Genomic DNA, 18,036 nt, shown 5'->3' on the forward strand with positions numbered 1-18,036 from the left:
CATATTTTTCTTATCTAATAAGTATTGACTAATTTAATGCAGAATCAATTACTCTTAATAGTTGTGAAAGTGTCTCAGGTTTATAAACATTCGGTATAGGTGGATCTCCATCAAAAATATTTCCATCCTTATCTATAATCATTTGAAGTGGATACCCTTGAATAGAATAATAACTAATCAACTCATGATTTTCCCCTTCCCCATTTGTATATAAATTAACCCCGGAAGCATGCGTATATACTCCACTTCTTACTGCTTTTTTAAATTGTTCAACACTTTTATCAATATCTATAGAGAGAAATACCAGTTTAGAATTATTTTTTAGCTTTTCTATTATAGGCTTCATAGCTACGGTCAAAGCAGCACATCCAGTACAACCTGTAAAATAATAATCTACAACAACCACCTTTCCCCTAAAATCAGAGAGCTTAACAAAGTTTCCCATAGTATCTTTCAGTTTAAAATCAAATGCCGGTACGCCCTTAATAGTCTTACTAAGTTGCCGAGATATTATATTCTTTACAAAGGGGTCATTTACTATATTTAATATCATATCATTATATTGACTTCTATTAGCATCTCTGCTGTTAAAAGACGTCAGGCTAGTAAGAAGCAGCCTATCTCTTAATACCCCTTTATAATCTTTACATATTTCATTAAAGAAATTATGAAAAACCCACGCACTTTCATCTACATTCATTGAATCTTTCAATAAGATTTTTGTTTTCATTATATCATACTCAAGATCATAATAATTTGATGAATTTAACACATCACTCTCAGCAGAATAGGAACTATAAATTTCGTCAATATACCTTTTAGTAAATGGATATGCATTTCGTTTCTTTACACTATCCTTACTTGTTAGGAAATCTGTTAAGTAGCCTAATGTACTAATATAGTATTCAAACTTAACGTTTAATCTCAAGATATTAAGTTCTTCACGGGAAATAACATTACTGTACGAATCTATAATTTTCAATTCATTATTTCTCCTTTCATTAAATGGCATCATTAGACATCTAAAATAGTTAGAATCCCTACTCATATTAGACAGGTCAGAAAATGTTACATCTGAAAATTGAATTCTCATTTGACAATTGAATTTCGAAGAGTCCTTTCCTATATACTTTATTCTTTCATCTTCAAGAATAAAATTAGCTTCATCCCCAGCACCAATAAGTAGAGTTCGCCCGTTCACATTTTCTCCATAAGGCTTTTCCATTATAATTCTAAAGTATCCATATTTTTCTGGTTGATTTACTCTTAGCGTAAATTTCCTGTTGTTAATTTTTACAATAAAAACCGTATCTGCCGGCCATACACCTCTAAAAGAATAATGTCGATAATATTCAACCCTCATCGTTCCTCCTAGCAATTTATCATCTTTAATATTTCCTATAAATGTAATATCTGCCCCACTCGCCTTTATTAACATGTAGCATTGCATTAAAAACAATAACACTCCAAAATTTACTAATTTCATATTTCTTTATTAATTTATTATATTTATAATTAATGTTATGAATCGTAAATAATAAAATACATCTACCATTGTGTTTTTATAACCATCTTATAAACATTATAAGAATATCAATATTACTTATTGCCCTAACAACACTATCTCATGTTTTGTTGAATATGGCTTAATGATATCTCATCATCTGGGATAGGCATAATATATTTGGGGTCATTGGGTGCTAAAATATAGCTAGCATCACCAACTTGTCTTTTTAGAATAATATTCGCGCCTTCTTTATTTAGCCTTCTAATATCTTGCCATCTGATCCCTCTCCACACAAGTTCTTTCCGCCTTTCTAACAGAATTTTATTTAATACCTCATCTTTTACGTTTGAATCAAAGGGCATGTATGTTCCAATTTTGTACCTATTAATTAATAAAGTATTTAAAGTATTTTTAGCATCTTCCATATTTCCTACACGTGCTTCACATTCTGCTTTGGTTAAATAAACCTCATCTATAGCTAAACCAGTAAACGGATACCCTCCAATTGCATTATATCCAACTTTCATTAAATAGTCCCCCTTGTTAACTTTAAAGAAAACCTGTCCTCTAAGATCGTCGCTAGAAAAAAAGTTCACTAAGGTTGTATCCATAATTGTTGAACCATAATTTACCACCATTTCGATGTAGACCAAGTTAGAAATATTGTAAAATAAAATCTCTGGATTATCAAGTGTAAAAGGGATATCTGAATTTACATCTAATGTATTGTAATCTATTAATTTATTATATAAATTCAGTGTACTGTCCGCATACTCGCCTGCTTTTTTATAATCTCGCATATATAAATATACTCTTGATAAAAGAGCATAAGCAGATGATTTAGATGGACGATTTAGCTTACCACTTGATATTGTAATTGTAAAAAGATTAACTGCATTGGTCAAATCATCAATTATTTGCGAGTAACACTGATCCAGAGTTGCCCGTTGTTTAATTTCATTTACATTGGCGGTAAGCTTGAGCGGAACGCCAAGATCTGTATTTGCAGTCGATTTATCATATACAGCAGAAAAAGTTTGTACAAGGTTATGATAATTAAAAGCCCGGTCGAATAGTGCCCATGCTTTCACAAAACGCCCATTTTCACTATCTTTTTCTACTTGAGAAAGTTTATCCCACGACTCTAAAACCACATTTGCATATAGAATTGCGCTGTATGGCTGGTTCCAATCGGGGATGTTATTTTCTCCCTCATAGATATCACGGTTCCATATGTACAAATTTTTCTCCGTTTTAGTTCGTGAAGCATCATAAGAAGCCTTAGTAGGATAATAATATTCATCAGCGGATAAAAAGCCCGCTGCTGGACTATTATAAGCCATTACATTCTGATTATCAAGCAATTGCATCATATCAGATACACTCGAAGGAATTGTAATAGAGGTATTAGGTTTCTTTGATAAAAAATCACTTTTGGTACATGACACAAACAAAAGTAGCCATAGGCAAAATATCAAGTTATTATTCTTGTTCATCGTATTATAATTAAAGTTATAGATTGAGGTTTATTCCTACTGAATATGCCTTAGGACTTGGAATATCATAATATCCTCCTCCAACAACATCTGGATCTAACCTTAGATGATTTGCTCTCCACAGAATTCCAAGGTTGTTTACATAAGCATAAATTCTTAAGGTTTTGAAAAATGTTTTGTCATGCTTTTTCATGAATGTATAACCAATCTGTACATCCTGTAACCTAATATGTGAAGCATTTTCAATTAATGCTTCTGAGTAGGTGTAGAAAATATCTCTTTGCACATTATATGGATAGATTAGTGATGGAACAATGGTTTTAAACTCATCACCTGGCTTTTGCCACCGTTTATCGTAGTCTGCCTGTTGATATGTACCAGCGCTCAATGTATAAGAACCTCTACGGAAATAATATCCAAGCTTATAGGTGATATTAAAAGAGAGATCAAAATTATGATAGTTAAAATTGTTTCGAAGACCACCAAAAAAAGTTGGCGCGCTGGTTCCTTTGTAAACCAGATTATTAATATTTGTTGAATTGGTTATTCCGCTATAATCCTCACTAACTTTACCATTAAGAATACCTTGTGGGTTTCCTGCACTATCTAATCCGGCCCAAGGATAACTGAAAATTGCAGAGTGGGGTTTTCCTACAATTGGGTTTGAATAATTTTGCTGTACATAATAACTGTTAACTCCAACTTGATACTTATAATCAGTTATTTTATCTTTTACAAAGGATAAAAGAAAATTACTCGTCCATTGAAACGAGCCACGAATATTAATGGTATTCAAGGTTAGATCCAATCCTTTAGTCTTCATATTAGCTGTATTTCCTGTAAATTGTACGATGCCTACTTGTGGAGCTAGTGGACTCTTTCCTATTAAGTCCTTAGCATTTTTAATATAGTACTCCACACTTCCCGAAATACGGCTTTGAGCGGAAGAAAAATCAACTGCTGCATTAACTACATTAACTTTCTCCCATCTAAGCATTGGATTAGGTGGGTTGACTATTTGTTGTTGTGTTGAATTATAACTATTTAAGCCGATAACCGCTGACGTTGTATATGCGGATAAGCTCTTATTTAAATTTCCATTGTAACCATCTGTTAATCGCATACGTAAGTATGGCAAGAAACTAACTTGATAAAACTTCTCCTTACTAATCTCCCAACTTCCGCCTAATGAATATAAAGGAATACCTTTCATTTCAGCATCAACACCAAATAAATTACTTTCATCTCTCCTGCCACTGATAGAAAAAGTGTACTTGGATCTAAATACATAACTAGCGTTCAAATAATATGAGAAAAATCTATCAATAGACCCCTGCTGACCATAATAGTTTGTAATCCTCCCTGTACCTCCAATCTGTTTGGGAAAATCGGTAAAATAATCAACTGGAACAGAAGTAGCATTATCCTGATTATATCCATACAAAATGTTACTCATCTGAAAAGTATTATTATCCTTTATTTCGACTCCACCAATCGCATTAATTTCATGTTTTCCCCCGGAAAAAATCTGACGGTAACTTAATTGGGCTCTCCCAGTATTATTCTTGCTATTGGTAATCGACTGGGTAAGCACTGCCCCTAATGGGACAGGGTAAGTTATTACTCCAGAGCTAGGCAACTCAGTAAACTGATTAATTAACAAACGGGTAGAATACGTTGAGAGATCCTTTAAGATTGATTGGTTGATATTACCTTGTTCATATTGGTAATGGATTGATAGACTTAATATATCCCGGTAAATTTTATAATTTATCCCTAAATTTATTCTGTATCCTGTTAAATCGTTTGTAACTCCCTTATAATTCCGTTCATTTAAAGGATAATAGTTCCAATCTAGAAAATTATTGTTGGTTAAAGCGTCTTTACTAGCCTGCCTGAAATCTCTTATTATAGATAAGGCATTTCCTTTATCATCCACAAATTTTTCGTATGGATACACGGGTAAATAAGTATTTGGATTTGATTTACTAACGCTTTTTGTAAAAAGTATATCTGTAGAGAATTCCAACTTTTGCTGAAATAGCTTATACATATTCCTGGCATTAACGGTATATCTATTATAACTATTCGGCACTTTAGCATCAAGATTCCGGTCAAAACCACCAGATACATAATATTGGTCATTTTGAGAACCTCCAGCTATACTTATAGAATATTGCTGATTAATGGCATTCCTTAAAAAATACCTTGAATAGTCACTTCTATTATCATAACTAGATATAGCCGATAAAGCAGCTGCGGCATTATCATGGCTTATTATCCCGTTTTTTTCCTTATCCAATATATCTACTACTGGAGACTGTACATAATAAGGTACATAATCTAGAAAAACATCATATTCGCCATTATTAAAAAGATATTTTTCAACATCCACATAATCTTTAGAGCTCAGCTGTGGCACGGAATAGACATTTGGTTTTTCTGCAACGGTGAGGTTAGTATTAAAATTAATTACAGGTTGTTGATTATACCTTCCTTTCTTGGATGTTAAAACTATTACTCCGTTAGCAGCCCTAACTCCCCAAATAGATGCTGCAGCGGCATCCTTTAAAATAGTTATCGATTCTATGTCATTGGGATTAATATTAGTAGGATCACCATCATAAGGAAAATTATCTAAAACAATAAGAGGACTTGTATTTGAGAATAAGGTACTTCGTCCTCTGATACTAATGTCAGGATCTCCTCCAGTACTAGGATCTCCTCCAATCTTGTTATCCTGCTTATTAAATATAACACCGCTAGTCACACCATCTATACGTGACAATATATCGGTGCTTACCCTTCTGTTTAAAAGCGTGTTGTCTACAAAGTCAAACGAACCTGTAGCCCTTTCCTTTGGCAATTTTTGATATCCTGTAGAAACTACCTCTACTTCATGAAGACTTTGTGAGGAAAGATTTAGTATAATATGAATAAATTGTTGGTTGTTGATGGTATACTCTTGGGGAGCATATCCAATAGAGGTAACCTGAATGGTTTTTCCCTTTAAAACAGCTGAGATGAAAAAACGACCATTTTCGTCGGTTTGACTTCTAATATTAGTGCCTTTAACTAATACGCTCGCTCCTATTACTGCTTTACCATCCTTATCAAGAATATCTCCGGAAACACTCATCTCTTTTGAAGTATCTTCAATTGGAGCAGAGGGAGTTAATCCATTTTGGGATTTAGGGGTAATTAGGATTAAACCACCGGTTTCATCAATTTTCCAATTAAGATTTTTATTATCCAGTAATATAGATAGTACCTGATCAAGTGGTATATTATGCACTTTAATCGTTCTCTTGTCTTTAGTATTAATAATATCATTATTATAAAAGAAAGTCAATCCTGTTTGGTCCTGGATATTTTTGAAAATCTCCCCAATTGTTTTGTTCACTACACTGAGAGAAACAAATTTCATTTTAGGAGAAGGAGAAATAGACAGTCCTATATTAAAACTCATCGACAAATGTGCAAGGCATAACAATAAAAAAATTCTAATGGTCTTATTAAGTATAGATTGAAGCATAGAAACATGGTTTTATATTAAAAAAAATTATATCACATTGAGCTAAAAATTTACAGACTGATACATTCTATATGCTTTACGGGGGAAAAAGCTATTTTGGACAAATCTTTACTTTAGATAACACTGGAATTTTGAAAATCTTTAGTCCGATTTTAAAAATTTACATTCTCTTAATTTTGCCTTTTCTATGTATTTAAATCAGAAAAATTTCTTACTTTTAAATCTCAACGGAAAGATCAATCGTATATAATCGTATATCCTAATTAGCTATTAGAAAAAGCTCATACATACAATAACCGTAGATTTTATAATTAGTTATAAGTCAATTACACTTTAATTTATTGGACATAATCCTGCTTGAAGTTTATGCAAATGGGGGTTTGCTTTAAACTTCATAATATTTGTTGCATTTATGCTTTACACATAATGTGGCATTTTTATTCGTTTCCCTCAGAACTCAGTATAACCGGTGTAATCTTTAATTTTATATCTTGTCATGCAATGCTTAACCACCTTGAAGAAGATGCAAGCTTATTGAACAAAATGTTGAAAGGCGAAGAAAGTGCTTTTCAGGAAATCTACCTTAAATACCGAAAACCGTTATTCATCTATGGCCTATCCATCGTAAAAAATGAAGATATCTCAATCGATCTGGTACATAACGCATTTGTAGATCTATGGCAAAACAGATTACATAGCATCAAAGACGCTAAAGTAAAGGGATACCTGTACCAAATAATTAAATCGAGAGCACTAAACTATATCAGAGATCAACAACTGAAAGCACGCAATGCAAGCCATTATTATATAGAACAGGAAGAACTTCCCGATGACAAGCTAGATCGATTACAGCTTAAAAAAGAGCTCCAATCGGCTATTTCTGCCATACCCTCATCCGCTTCCAGGAAAATACTGGAAATGAGATTCTTTGAGGAAATGTCATACAAAGAGATATCTCTGGCCCAATCAATAAGCGTTAATACGGTAGGAGCCCATATTAATAGGGCCATAAAAACACTTCGGTATCAATTTAAAAAAAAGCCGCTAATCAATTAAATATTTTTTACGAAATAGTGTTTTAAAGAGTATAAGATCCAATAATATGAATGATGACGAGTATCAAATATACTTCGCCGAAAAGTTAGCAAACACTCTTTCTGAATGTGAATTAGAATTTATTAACCGGCAAATCGAAGAAGACTTGAGCGTTCGAATGCTTTGGGAAAATTTTTGCTGCAATTTCTCAAAGGAAGATCAAGAAGAACATTTTGCCCGATTAGACCAGAACACACCCTGGGATCTAATTTCATTCAATGAAATATTGAACACGAACAAATCTAATTATCCCCGATCGAATAATAGAAATAATTTCGATAAATTGCTAACAGTTGCAGCCATTATAATGGCAATAATATTCATTCCTCCTAATATAAATTCCAATCCGGCAAACAAGAATTATTCATATACAAATGGCCTCGCCGGTAAGATGGTTAAACGGCCATTTATTGTTTCAGCAACTCATGAAGTATTGTACCTGCCCTATCATGAATTAACATTCGACAACGAGGGAAATGGGTACTTCAAGAACGGAGAAAAATTGATGCTAAAAAACAGACATGCAGGAAATGGGATAAATACATTAGAAGTACCTAAAGAACAAAATTTCAAACTTGTTTTAAATGATGGGTCAAAGATAATTTTAAACTCATCCAGCTCCATATCATTCCCATTGTTATTGGCTACCTCTGGCAAAAGGGAGATCTGGGTAAAAGGAGAGGCATTTATTACTGTAAATAAAGACCCTCAACGGCCATTTATTGTGCATACATCAGGTACAGACATACAAGTATTGGGAACTGAGTTTAACGTTGATTCATACGATTCAACAGCCATTAAGGTTACATTAGTAACCGGGTCAATAAAATTACTTACTAAGCACCAACAAAAAGTACTTAAACCTGGCCATTCTGCCATAGCGATCAACAACACTGATATAAAAGATAATAATACTGATCAAAAAGTAACCTTATCCTGGAAATCAGATAACTATTATTTCGAAAATGCCGCTTTCTTTGAAATTAATGAAGTGCTCAAGAAATGGTATGGAGCCAATTTAATATATACAGACTCATTGATAACCGCTAAAAAATTCACAGGAGTCATAAACCGGAATCAGGATCTGAAATTCTTTTTAGATAATATTGCTGCAACAGCAGATATAAAGTATACAATTGCCCCTAACAACCTCATATATCTTAAGTCAAATTGATGCTTTCTCACATAAGGTTGTTCTGATCACATATCCACAACAACACCAACCACACTGCTGAAGATGAATCGTAGATTCACCTTCAGCAGTTTTCTTTTTATTGCTGGATGGAGTATCAAAAGTATAAGGCAGTCTCTTTGCATATGCTAGAAATTTGTAGCGCTTCCTTCGTTGAGCATCCAGTGGCTGAATGTGGCGTAAAAGCGTGCATACTCCCTGGCGTCTACTGAGTGCTCAACATCAAGTGACAATCTGTGAACCATCTGATAGTGGGGTATCCGATTCGCTTCATAAGCCCTAAGAGCGGTTTGTATATCTGGCCCGGCCTTTAGCAAATGAACGAGCACTCTTACGTCTTCTATACCCAGTGTTCCACCAGCAGAAATATGTGGCGATAGCCCGTGAGCAGCATCACCAATCAAGGCGACCCGCGCCGATACCCATCGGGGCAGCGGCGGAACGAACATAATCTGGTTATGCAGAATCGCTTCTTCTGGGGTTGATTCGATCAGCTTTATCAACGACTCATCGTTGAGGTTGGCCGCACGCCGTAATGCTTCTTCTTTTTTTGTACCGGTGGGTATCTCACTTTCGAATTGATTGACCATCCAGGTAACCTGACCACCATAGGTACGTGAATAACCACCTCTTGTTCTGTAATGGCCAACTGTGAGAATACTACCTTCGGCTGGCTCTCCGCAGGACGGAATCATGGCTCTCCAAACGTGATGACCTCTATGCTCTTTAGCCGGGTAGCCAGGAACAAGCCGATTACGCACAACCGAATAAACACCATCTGCGCCAATAAGCAGATCGGCGTCCTCAATGTCGCCGTTGGCAAACCGCACACTCACCTTCTCTTCATGTTCCTCAAATCCAACAATCCTGCTATTTAGTTTGATATTCTCACTCCCGGCCGCATCAGCAAGCAGCGTATTGAGTGCCGGCCGTGGCACCAGTAGAAAGGAATGATCAGCTACATCAAATCCAGGAGCTCTAAAACGATTTCCGGAAGCGTCATAAAACCAGGCCTCAATCTGAGTACCAATGGCGTTGATTTGATCACCAACACCAAACTCAGCAAATACCTCCAGTGCATTTTTCCACAGTCCTATGGAGGCACCGGCCGCCCTGATCTCTGGCGACTGCTCGCAGATTAAAACCTCAGCTCCAATAGCGCGCAATGCCAGCCCAACAGTCAGCCCAACGATACCTCCGCCAGCAACAATAACACGCATTCTTTTTTCTCCTTGTAAATTAAGATCAGCAGTAATTGACATTTTTATAGCTTTTTCTAATTATGATTAAATTAAATCGGCAGACTTACATTTATTGATGTCCCTAATTGAACTGGTTTTAATAAATATCTTCCACATTTTTACTATCAACTATCAAACAACTATTGCCATAAAGTTTTGATCTGAATGCGCTAAAGCATATTACCACTGTTAAACCAGGAAGATTATTTTCCGATAGCATAAGTGTACTTTTCCTTTTAGAGACTTATACAAAGAAAATGGGAATATCTACTGAAAAATAGATGTAATGCATGTAATGATGGTACTAATCACAGAATTTGTTGCAAGAAGCAATAGTTAACAACAGGCATAATTCTGCTAAGGCTGTTCTTATTATATCTTGAAAAGGCAGGAAGGGACAACCCTATTAAAACTAAAAAAGCGATACAAAATCCAATCGTGAATTTTATCTCGCTCTTAGTGGGGGAAAGGACAATTTTCGACCCTTCTTATCAGAGATTGTGACTTAATCGTTGAATATAAACTCAAATAAAAGAATTCCGATAGGGGGTCTGATTGATTACTCGTTATGTTCGCTATCAGAAGCCCAAGTGCACCAATTGAGCGTCGTTCGGTATAATCACTGTCCAACAAACCTTCCGGAGCTTTCTTTTGGATGGTGCGGCGAGCTTCCAACCAAGGTTCATGGCATCGCCCAGCCCAAGGAGTAGTCCTCCTTTGTGGAGGATATTAGGTAAGTGGAAACAAAAGTTGCTCAGGATAACTTAGCCAAGCACGGTTTTGAGAAATTTGTACAAATTTATCATGCCCACATGATAAGCAAGGAAAGGGAATATAACCGGTCAGGGGTAGAAACCTGACCCGGTACACAGCAGTTCGACTAGATACTGATAGCTGGTCCGGCTGGTAAAAAATTAGTGAGATATCATGCCCTCGCCAACCCGTAAAAGCCCGCCAAACCTGGGGCCAGATGATTCCTGGATGATAGTTTCAGAAATAATGAGCTGAATGTTTTGAAAAAAATGAGCTGAACGTCCCGGTATAAAAGTGGAAGGTAGTTATCCTGTCGAGAGGGGACTAAGCACCGGTACGATCAGTTGAGCAGAATAAAATTTTGATAACTGTATCTGGATAGCTGTTATTTTTACAGCATCATAAAATGCGTACTATGAGAAAAATCCCTGTGCCGATGAAGGTGCTGTCGGCAGCCTTGTTACCTGTTATATTTTATTCCTGTGGTTCAAAAGTTACTGACCTTGAACCAACCCCACCGGCTCCTAAACCGCCGGTGTATGAAATCCCAAAAACTCCCCAGGATACATTAGCGTTTATTTATTCCAGAACATTGGGCCTGGACTCCACTGCTGTTAAAGCAATGGACGAAAATAATCTGCTGGTTGATGGCGATATGACCCTACCAAAGTCAACACTTGCTCAAATGTTCAGTACTTTTCCACTGGTGGAGGCAAAAGACTCTTCAAAGACGATTAAAAGTCCGTATGTAGTTAACAATTACCGTGTTTTCAAAATCGGGTACCATCCTGGCCAAACGGCACCGGGAGTGGAGAGTGCTTTATATAGCGCAATAGCTCACTGGAATGGTATTTTGATTCTAAATGGCGCAGAGTTCAACTTCATGGCCTATTCCGATCCAGGCCCGAGTGATATTATGTTTTACACCTCTAGCTACTTACTGTTGGATGTACCTTTCGTAGTATCCCTCCCAACCAGCACCGGGCAACCAGGTGCTTCCATTACCCTCAATACCACCTATCTTCAAGTGCATAATATCACGAAGGATCAGCTGGTCAGTGCGATGGTACACGCCTTAGGTCACATATTAGGGTTACAGCATAGCGACAGGAAGATGACTTCTTATTACGATGCTGGTAATATCGGTGACCTGGAGTCTGTAATGCATGCTAATTTTCCTCAGGGTCCGCATACGAAAATGTTCTCCAAAGGAGATACAGCCATGGTGAAACGCCTATTCCCTGCGCCTAAATGGCCTGTTCAGTCGGCAGGTCAGATCAAAGACCTTGTAGGTATTGAAATGACAGCTGGTAATGCTACCCTGTACTACACCAAGGATGGTAAAGTGGTAAGAGGAACCTGGAATAATGCTGTAGGTCCTATGACTACTTACGAAGGCCGTACAGATATTCCTAATACTGAAATTGCGGAGATTGCATGCTCCGGGGCCAACAGGTTTTATGCTTATTTCACCAATGGTTGGTATATGAATGGCGAGATGTACAAACTGGGTAACAATCCTATTGATGGTTACATCCAGGCTCATCCGGTACCTGGTCAGTCAATGGCAACATTTATCGGTACTACGGTTAAGAAAGATAACGATGATTGCTATTACTGGTACAGTGATGGTACTTACTCTGTAGGCAGAAGCGGTTACTGGGCTCAATATTCTTACGGAAATACCTTCACCGTTCCTACAGGCAAAAAAATCAGTGATATCAAAGCGATAGCTTCGGACGATGAAGGAAGATTCTACTTCTGGTATAAAGACAATACTGTATCAAGAAGTGCATCTCTAAATCACAGCAACCCTGAAGGGCCTGTAGCAGTGAAGATTAACTAATAGACATAGAACAACAATAAATATAAAAGGGTATTCCTGATCATTTGAAGTGCCCCCAAAAAGTTAGACACTTTTGGGGGCATTTTTATGGATAAAAGAGTCAAATTTAATCTCAAACAAAAAGTACTGGCAGCCCGATTTGTTATATCAGAAAAAATGCTGCTTTATCAGCAGGCCATAAGATAGGCGCTCAAAAAGAGACGATTCGTCGGTGGGTGGGTAAACCAGTCATTTCGATCGCTTAAAATAATTTTTTATAATTCAGCTCGTCGATACTGGCGAAATAAAAAGGGGATAAAACATCTTAGTGATGATTTATCCCCTTTTGCGGAGAGTCAGGGATTCGAACCCCGGGACCTGTTACAGTCAACAGTTTTCAAGACTGCCGCAATCGACCGCTCTGCCAACTCTCCAGGGACGCAAAAGTATAAAAGGGATTGAAAATAACAAAATTTTCTTCTAAAATTTTTAAAACCCGCTACAGCAGCGGGTTTTAAAAACACAGATGGTGTATTACGGACCTAAGCGATCTCTATATTCGTCTGTTGTATTAATAATTTTTCTGTTAGCCTGTCACGCTTTGATCCGTAATACACGATCCTAAAAAAGCTTATTTCCAACCACCACCTAAAGAGCGGTACAAATCTACCATTGCGCTCAAACGCTGACGGTCTATATCAGCCTGCGACAGTTCTGCCTGCAAGGCGTTAGACTGGGCGGTGATCACTTCCAGGTAGTTGGCCATGCCGCTGCGAAACAACAGTTGGGCCTGAGCTACTGCCAAGTGGGAGGTACCTACCTTACGAGCAGCAATCTCCTGCTGTACTTTTACCTTATCCAACTTTACCAGGGCGTCACTTACCTCACCTACTGCATTCAATGCCACCTGACGAAACTGTATCACGGCTTGCTCCCGCTGGATCTTTGCCACTTCCAACTGCGTTTTTAATGCGCGGCGCTGGAAAATAGGCTGGGCCACGCTACCCGCCACGGTGCCAAACAAAGAAGCAGGTATATTAAACCAGGTGCTCGCCTTAAAAGCATTCAACCCGCCACTACCCGTAATAGTCAGGGAAGGATACATACTAGCCTGGGCTACGCCTACTTGTGCATTAGCAGCTACCAATCCCATTTCTGTGGCACGCACATCCGGACGGCGGCCGATCATAGCGGCAGGTATACCTGTTGGCAGGGAATCTGCTACTTGAAAATCGCTTAACTTACTACTACGTGTAATCATTGACGGTAGTTCACCTGTTAAAATGCGAAGTGCATTCTCCTGTATGGCGATACCTTGCTCCAATTGCGGAATCAGCAATTCCGCAGTTTGCTGCTGGGAGATCGCCTGTTGTACACCCAGCTCTGTAACATCGCCTGCTGCCTTTTGCAAACGGATCATCTGCACAATAGTATCGCTCAGGGCAAGGTTCCTACGGGCAATGCCCAGCTGATTATCCAACATCAGCAGGTTAAAGTAGCTGTTGGCTACAGCAGCTACCAGACCAGTTTGTACGGCATGTTCCGCCTCGTAAGATTGAAGATAATTAGCCAGGGCAGCTTCTTTCTGACGGCGTATCTTACCCCATATATCAATTTCCCACGACATACCCACGCCTATACTGAAATCTTCAATATGGTCTCCCAGGTTATTTAATGCCAGGTTCAGTCCATTGAAGCTGTTCTTTGAAGGGAAGTTGGTGCTACCGGAAGCGGTAGCTGTAAAAGCCGGCAACCAGGTTAACTTCGCCTGTTTTAAATAGGCTTCGGCAGTTTCCACCCGTTTGATGGCCAATTGCAGGTTATAGTTACCGGTAACTGCTTTGTCAATCAACTCCTGTAAGGTGACATCTGTAAAAAATTGCTTCCATTCTATTGTCGCTATGCTACTGTCTGATGGGGCAGCATTACCGAATTGCTGGGGCAGCGCCACCGGTGGCCGCTCATAATTGCGGCCTACCCGGCATGCTGCTAATCCCACAACTAAGGACAACAACAAAAAGTAAAATGTACTATATCTCGTTTTCATTTGTTTCTTTTCTGGATCTGATAATATTTTTTGCGGCATCAATGCACCAACTCTTCTTCCGGAGCCGATACCACCATCGGTTTACGACGGACCTTTTCCTGCAGATACTGGAATATGACGAACAATACTGGGATGACAAATACCCCTAATATCACGCCCGTTAACATACCGCCGGCAGCACCGGTGCTAATCGACTTATTACCTAATGCAGAAGATCCGGTAGCGCGCATCAGCGGCAACAGGCCTGCAATAAAAGCAAAAGAGGTCATCAGGATCGGGCGCAAACGCAGCTTGGCCGCACGTATCGCCGAAGCTACTAATCCCATCCCGCCACGCCGGCGCTGTACTGCGTATTCCACGATCAGGATCGCATTCTTCGCCAGCAAACCTATCAGCATGATTAAACCTACTTGTACATAAATATTGTTGTCGATACCAAACAGGTTAATGAATGCAAATACGCCGAAAATTCCCAACGGGATAGACAAGATTACCGCCAACGGAAGAATATAGCTTTCATATTGCGCTGCTAACAAGAAGTATACGAAGATGAGACAGAGCGAGAAAATAATAACCGCCTGGTTACCCGCACTGATCTCTTCTTTGGTCATACCTACCCACTCATAGGTAAAGCCACGGGGCAGGTAATTAGCCGCTACTTCTTCTACTGCCTTAATAGCGTCGCCACTGCTGTATCCAGGCTTAGCCTGTCCGTTAATAGTAACAGCATTAAAGAGATTGTTACGCGTTACTGTTTCCGGACCGTATACCCGTTTCAGTGTTACCAGGGTATTGATAGGCACCATTTCGCCATGCGAGTTTTTTACGTATACCCCATCCAGTGAGGCAGGTTCCTTACGCATCCCTGCATCGGCCTGTACAATTACACGGTAGTACTTACCAAAGCGGTTAAAATCGGAAGCATACATACTACCGTAGTATACCTGCATCGTTTGCAGGATATCGCTTACAGGCACGCCCAGCTGTTTTGCTTTACGATCATCCACCTCTATTTCAAACTGCGGGTGGGAATTATTGAAAGTGGTAAAAGCAAAAGCAATCTCCTTGCGCTTCATCAGCTCTCCAATAAAGCCATAAGCTGTTTGACCAAGTTTATCCAATGGGCCGCTGGTACGGTCTTGTAGCACCACTTCAAAGCCTGCTACATTACTGAACCCCGGTACGGTAGGCATATTAAATACAAAGACGCTGGCTTCAGGGATGGCTGCAAGTTTCTGCTGCAACATACCCATCAGGGCATTTATATCTTTCACTGCGCCACGCTCTGCATGCGGCTTCAGCTTAATAAAGCCTACACCGGATGTTGCGCTGCTGGAGTTAGTCAGGAAGTTAAAACCAGATACGCTCAGGAACATTTTAGAAGACTCCAGATCTTTTACAATATGTTCTACTTTAGCCACTACTTCGCGGGTACGTTCCAGGGAAGAACCCGGAGGCATAGTCACTGAGTATACAGCGAAGCCCTGGTCTTCTGTAGGAATAAAGCCGGATGGCGTTTTACGCATCATCCATACAGTAGTTACACCTACTACTATTAATCCCACAATGGTTACCCATTTATTTTTGATGAGGAATTGCAACGTGTTGGTGTACTTGTTGGTCATCGCATTGAAGCCCGTGTTAAAAGCGCCAAAGAAACGTTTGCCAAAACCTTTTGGGGCAGCCGCTCCATACGCTTTCTCTCCTGCTGCATGGTGGTCTTTTAATATCAGCGCACATAAAGCAGGACTAAGCGTTAACGCATTCAATGCTGAGATCAGAATAGCAATGGCCAATGTAAAAGCGAACTGCCGGTAAAATACCCCTGCAGGGCCTTCCATGAAACCTACCGGGATAAACACTGCCGACATTACCAAGGTAATGGAGATAATAGCTCCGGAAATTTCCTGCATGGAAGAAAGCGTGGCATTTCTTGGATTAGCGCCGCGTTCCATTTTAGCATGTACTGCTTCCACTACCACAATCGCATCGTCTACTACGATACCAATCGCCAGGATCAGGGCAAACAGGGTAAGCAGGTTAATAGAGAACCCAAAAAGCTTCATGAAGAAGAATGTACCTATAATAGCCACTGGCACTGCAATAGCAGGTATCAGCGTAGACCGCAGGTCTTGCAGAAAAATGAACACCACTATAAACACCAGGATGAAAGCTTCTATCAGCGTATGTTTCACCTGATCAATAGATTCGTCCAGGTATTCTTTAGTACTGTAAATATTAAAGTGCTCAATACCTGCCGGCAAATTGGCTTCCGCCTTCTTCATCAATTTATTAATGTTCTCCTGTATTTCATTGGAGTTAGAACCAGCAGTCTGGTTGATGGCAATACCGATACCATACTTACTGTTTACTTTAGTATCGCTACCATAGCTAAAGGAACCAAATTCTACACGGGCTACATCTTTCAGGCGCACAACGGCTCCATTGGCATCAGCTCTCAGGATAATATCTTCATACTGCTGGTTCTTATTCAGCTTTCCTTTGTATTTGATAATATATTCATAAGACTCATTACTGCCTTCCCCAAAGCGGCCAGGCGCTGCTTCCAGGTTCTGGTCATGGATAGCAGCCAGCACTTCCTGGGGCGACATATTATAGGCAGCAATACGATCGGGCTTCAGCCAGATACGCATGGAGTAATCCTTAGCGCCAAATACCATGGCCTGACCTACACCGTTTACACGTTGTATTTCCGGAATGATATTGATCTTCGCATAGTTCTGCAGGAAGGTTTCATCATATTCCGGCCGGTCGCTCACCAAGTTCACCACCATGATCATACTGTTCTGTTGTTTCTGGGTAGTGATACCTGCCTGTACAACTTCTGCAGGGAGCTGGCTGGTGGCTTTCGCTACGCGGTTTTGTACGTTTACGGCCGCCAGGTCCGGATCGGTGCCCAACTTAAAATAAATATTGAGCGTCATGGAACCATCATTATTGGAGTTAGAGGTCATGTAAGTCATGTTCTCTACACCATTCACCGCTTCTTCAATAGGCGTAGCCACGGAACGTGCTACCACTTCCGCATTGGCGCCCGGATATGATGCCGTTACCGACACACTTGGCGGTGCTATTTCCGGGAACTGGCTCATGGGCAACGTAAACAATGCCAGTATACCCAATAACACCAGTATGATGGATATAACGGTGGCCAATACAGGCCGTTCTATAAATTTTCTAAACATACAAGCAATAGTATTTAAGCGTCATCACATTGATGGCGTTTGAGAATAATTTTCACGCAGGGCTACTAAAACCGGGTAATACCATCCATTATGAGCCGGATCGGTTCATAATGAGCTATACATATACCGCCAATGCGTG

Annotated in this window: 9 protein-coding genes and 1 tRNA gene; 3 read left to right on the forward strand and 7 right to left on the reverse strand. The window is 39.3% G+C overall.

The window, feature by feature from the left end; translation table 11 throughout:
• Positions 1 to 28: 28 nt before the first annotated feature.
• From ACDQ55_RS15785 to ACDQ55_RS15795, 3 genes are all read right to left on the reverse strand, one after another.
• A complete protein-coding gene (locus ACDQ55_RS15785; RefSeq protein ID WP_420982390.1) occupies positions 29 to 1,486 on the reverse strand; it encodes a TlpA family protein disulfide reductase in 1,458 nt (485 codons plus the stop codon).
• A gap of 134 nt (positions 1,487 to 1,620) precedes the next feature.
• On the reverse strand, positions 1,621 to 3,003 hold the full coding sequence (locus ACDQ55_RS15790; RefSeq protein WP_420982391.1) for a RagB/SusD family nutrient uptake outer membrane protein: 1,383 nt from the start codon (positions 3,001 to 3,003) through the stop codon (positions 1,621 to 1,623).
• A 16-nt stretch (positions 3,004 to 3,019) separates the two neighbouring features.
• Positions 3,020 to 6,538, reverse strand: coding sequence for a SusC/RagA family TonB-linked outer membrane protein (locus tag ACDQ55_RS15795; protein ID WP_420982393.1), 3,519 nt, complete (start codon positions 6,536 to 6,538; stop codon positions 3,020 to 3,022).
• Between the two features lie 501 nt (positions 6,539 to 7,039).
• Here ACDQ55_RS15795 and ACDQ55_RS15800 point away from each other — a divergent pair.
• Together ACDQ55_RS15800 and ACDQ55_RS15805 are read left to right on the forward strand one after the other, a co-directional pair.
• Positions 7,040 to 7,594: an RNA polymerase sigma factor gene (locus ACDQ55_RS15800; protein WP_420982395.1), complete on the forward strand. Its 555-nt coding sequence runs from the start codon at positions 7,040 to 7,042 to the stop codon at positions 7,592 to 7,594.
• Between the two features lie 46 nt (positions 7,595 to 7,640).
• Positions 7,641 to 8,807 carry a FecR family protein gene (locus ACDQ55_RS15805; protein WP_420982396.1) on the forward strand — a complete coding sequence of 389 codons (1,167 nt, stop codon included), beginning with the start codon at positions 7,641 to 7,643 and terminating at the stop codon, positions 8,805 to 8,807.
• Between the two features lie 146 nt (positions 8,808 to 8,953).
• On the opposite strand, the gene ACDQ55_RS15810 is transcribed toward ACDQ55_RS15805, so the two are convergent.
• On the reverse strand, positions 8,954 to 10,087 hold the full coding sequence (locus ACDQ55_RS15810; protein ID WP_420982398.1) for an FAD-dependent oxidoreductase: 1,134 nt from the start codon (positions 10,085 to 10,087) through the stop codon (positions 8,954 to 8,956).
• 1,147 nt (positions 10,088 to 11,234) lie between these two features.
• Between ACDQ55_RS15810 and ACDQ55_RS15815 the strand changes: the two genes are divergently transcribed.
• The gene (locus tag ACDQ55_RS15815; RefSeq protein ID WP_420982400.1) at positions 11,235 to 12,665 is read left to right on the forward strand and encodes a hypothetical protein; all 1,431 of its coding nucleotides are present in this window, start codon (positions 11,235 to 11,237) and stop codon (positions 12,663 to 12,665) included.
• 328 nt (positions 12,666 to 12,993) lie between these two features.
• Here the strand turns inward: ACDQ55_RS15815 and ACDQ55_RS15820 are convergent.
• The 3 genes from ACDQ55_RS15820 to ACDQ55_RS15830 all read right to left on the reverse strand — a co-directional run bounded on the left by ACDQ55_RS15820 (position 12,994) and on the right by ACDQ55_RS15830 (position 17,897).
• A tRNA-Ser gene (locus tag ACDQ55_RS15820) sits at positions 12,994 to 13,078 on the reverse strand.
• A gap of 197 nt (positions 13,079 to 13,275) precedes the next feature.
• On the reverse strand, positions 13,276 to 14,655 hold the full coding sequence (locus tag ACDQ55_RS15825) for an efflux transporter outer membrane subunit (protein WP_420982401.1): 1,380 nt from the start codon (positions 14,653 to 14,655) through the stop codon (positions 13,276 to 13,278).
• Between the two features lie 74 nt (positions 14,656 to 14,729).
• Positions 14,730 to 17,897 (reverse strand): efflux RND transporter permease subunit, encoded by a 3,168-nt coding sequence (locus tag ACDQ55_RS15830; protein WP_420982403.1) that lies wholly within the window; start codon positions 17,895 to 17,897, stop codon positions 14,730 to 14,732.
• Positions 17,898 to 18,036 lie beyond the last annotated feature (139 nt).

It is taken from the genome of Chitinophaga sp. 30R24 (genome assembly GCF_049056765.1).
Taxonomy (GTDB): Bacteria; Bacteroidota; Bacteroidia; order Chitinophagales; family Chitinophagaceae; genus Chitinophaga.

Excerpts from the sequence above, each read along its gene's own strand:
- ACDQ55_RS15810 (WP_420982398.1), bottom strand. The coding sequence starts at position 10,087 with ATGTCAATTACTGCTGATCTTAATTTACAAGGAGAAAAAAGAATGCGT.
- ACDQ55_RS15795 (WP_420982393.1), bottom strand. The coding sequence starts at position 6,538 with ATGCTTCAATCTATACTTAATAAGACCATTAGAATTTTTTTATTGTTA.
- ACDQ55_RS15805 (WP_420982396.1), top strand. The coding sequence starts at position 7,641 with ATGAATGATGACGAGTATCAAATATACTTCGCCGAAAAGTTAGCAAAC.
- ACDQ55_RS15800 (WP_420982395.1), top strand. The coding sequence starts at position 7,040 with ATGCTTAACCACCTTGAAGAAGATGCAAGCTTATTGAACAAAATGTTG.
- ACDQ55_RS15785 (WP_420982390.1), bottom strand. The coding sequence starts at position 1,486 with ATGAAATTAGTAAATTTTGGAGTGTTATTGTTTTTAATGCAATGCTAC.
- ACDQ55_RS15790 (WP_420982391.1), bottom strand. The coding sequence starts at position 3,003 with ATGAACAAGAATAATAACTTGATATTTTGCCTATGGCTACTTTTGTTT.
- ACDQ55_RS15815 (WP_420982400.1), top strand. The coding sequence starts at position 11,235 with ATGAGAAAAATCCCTGTGCCGATGAAGGTGCTGTCGGCAGCCTTGTTA.
- ACDQ55_RS15830 (WP_420982403.1), bottom strand. The coding sequence starts at position 17,897 with ATGTTTAGAAAATTTATAGAACGGCCTGTATTGGCCACCGTTATATCC.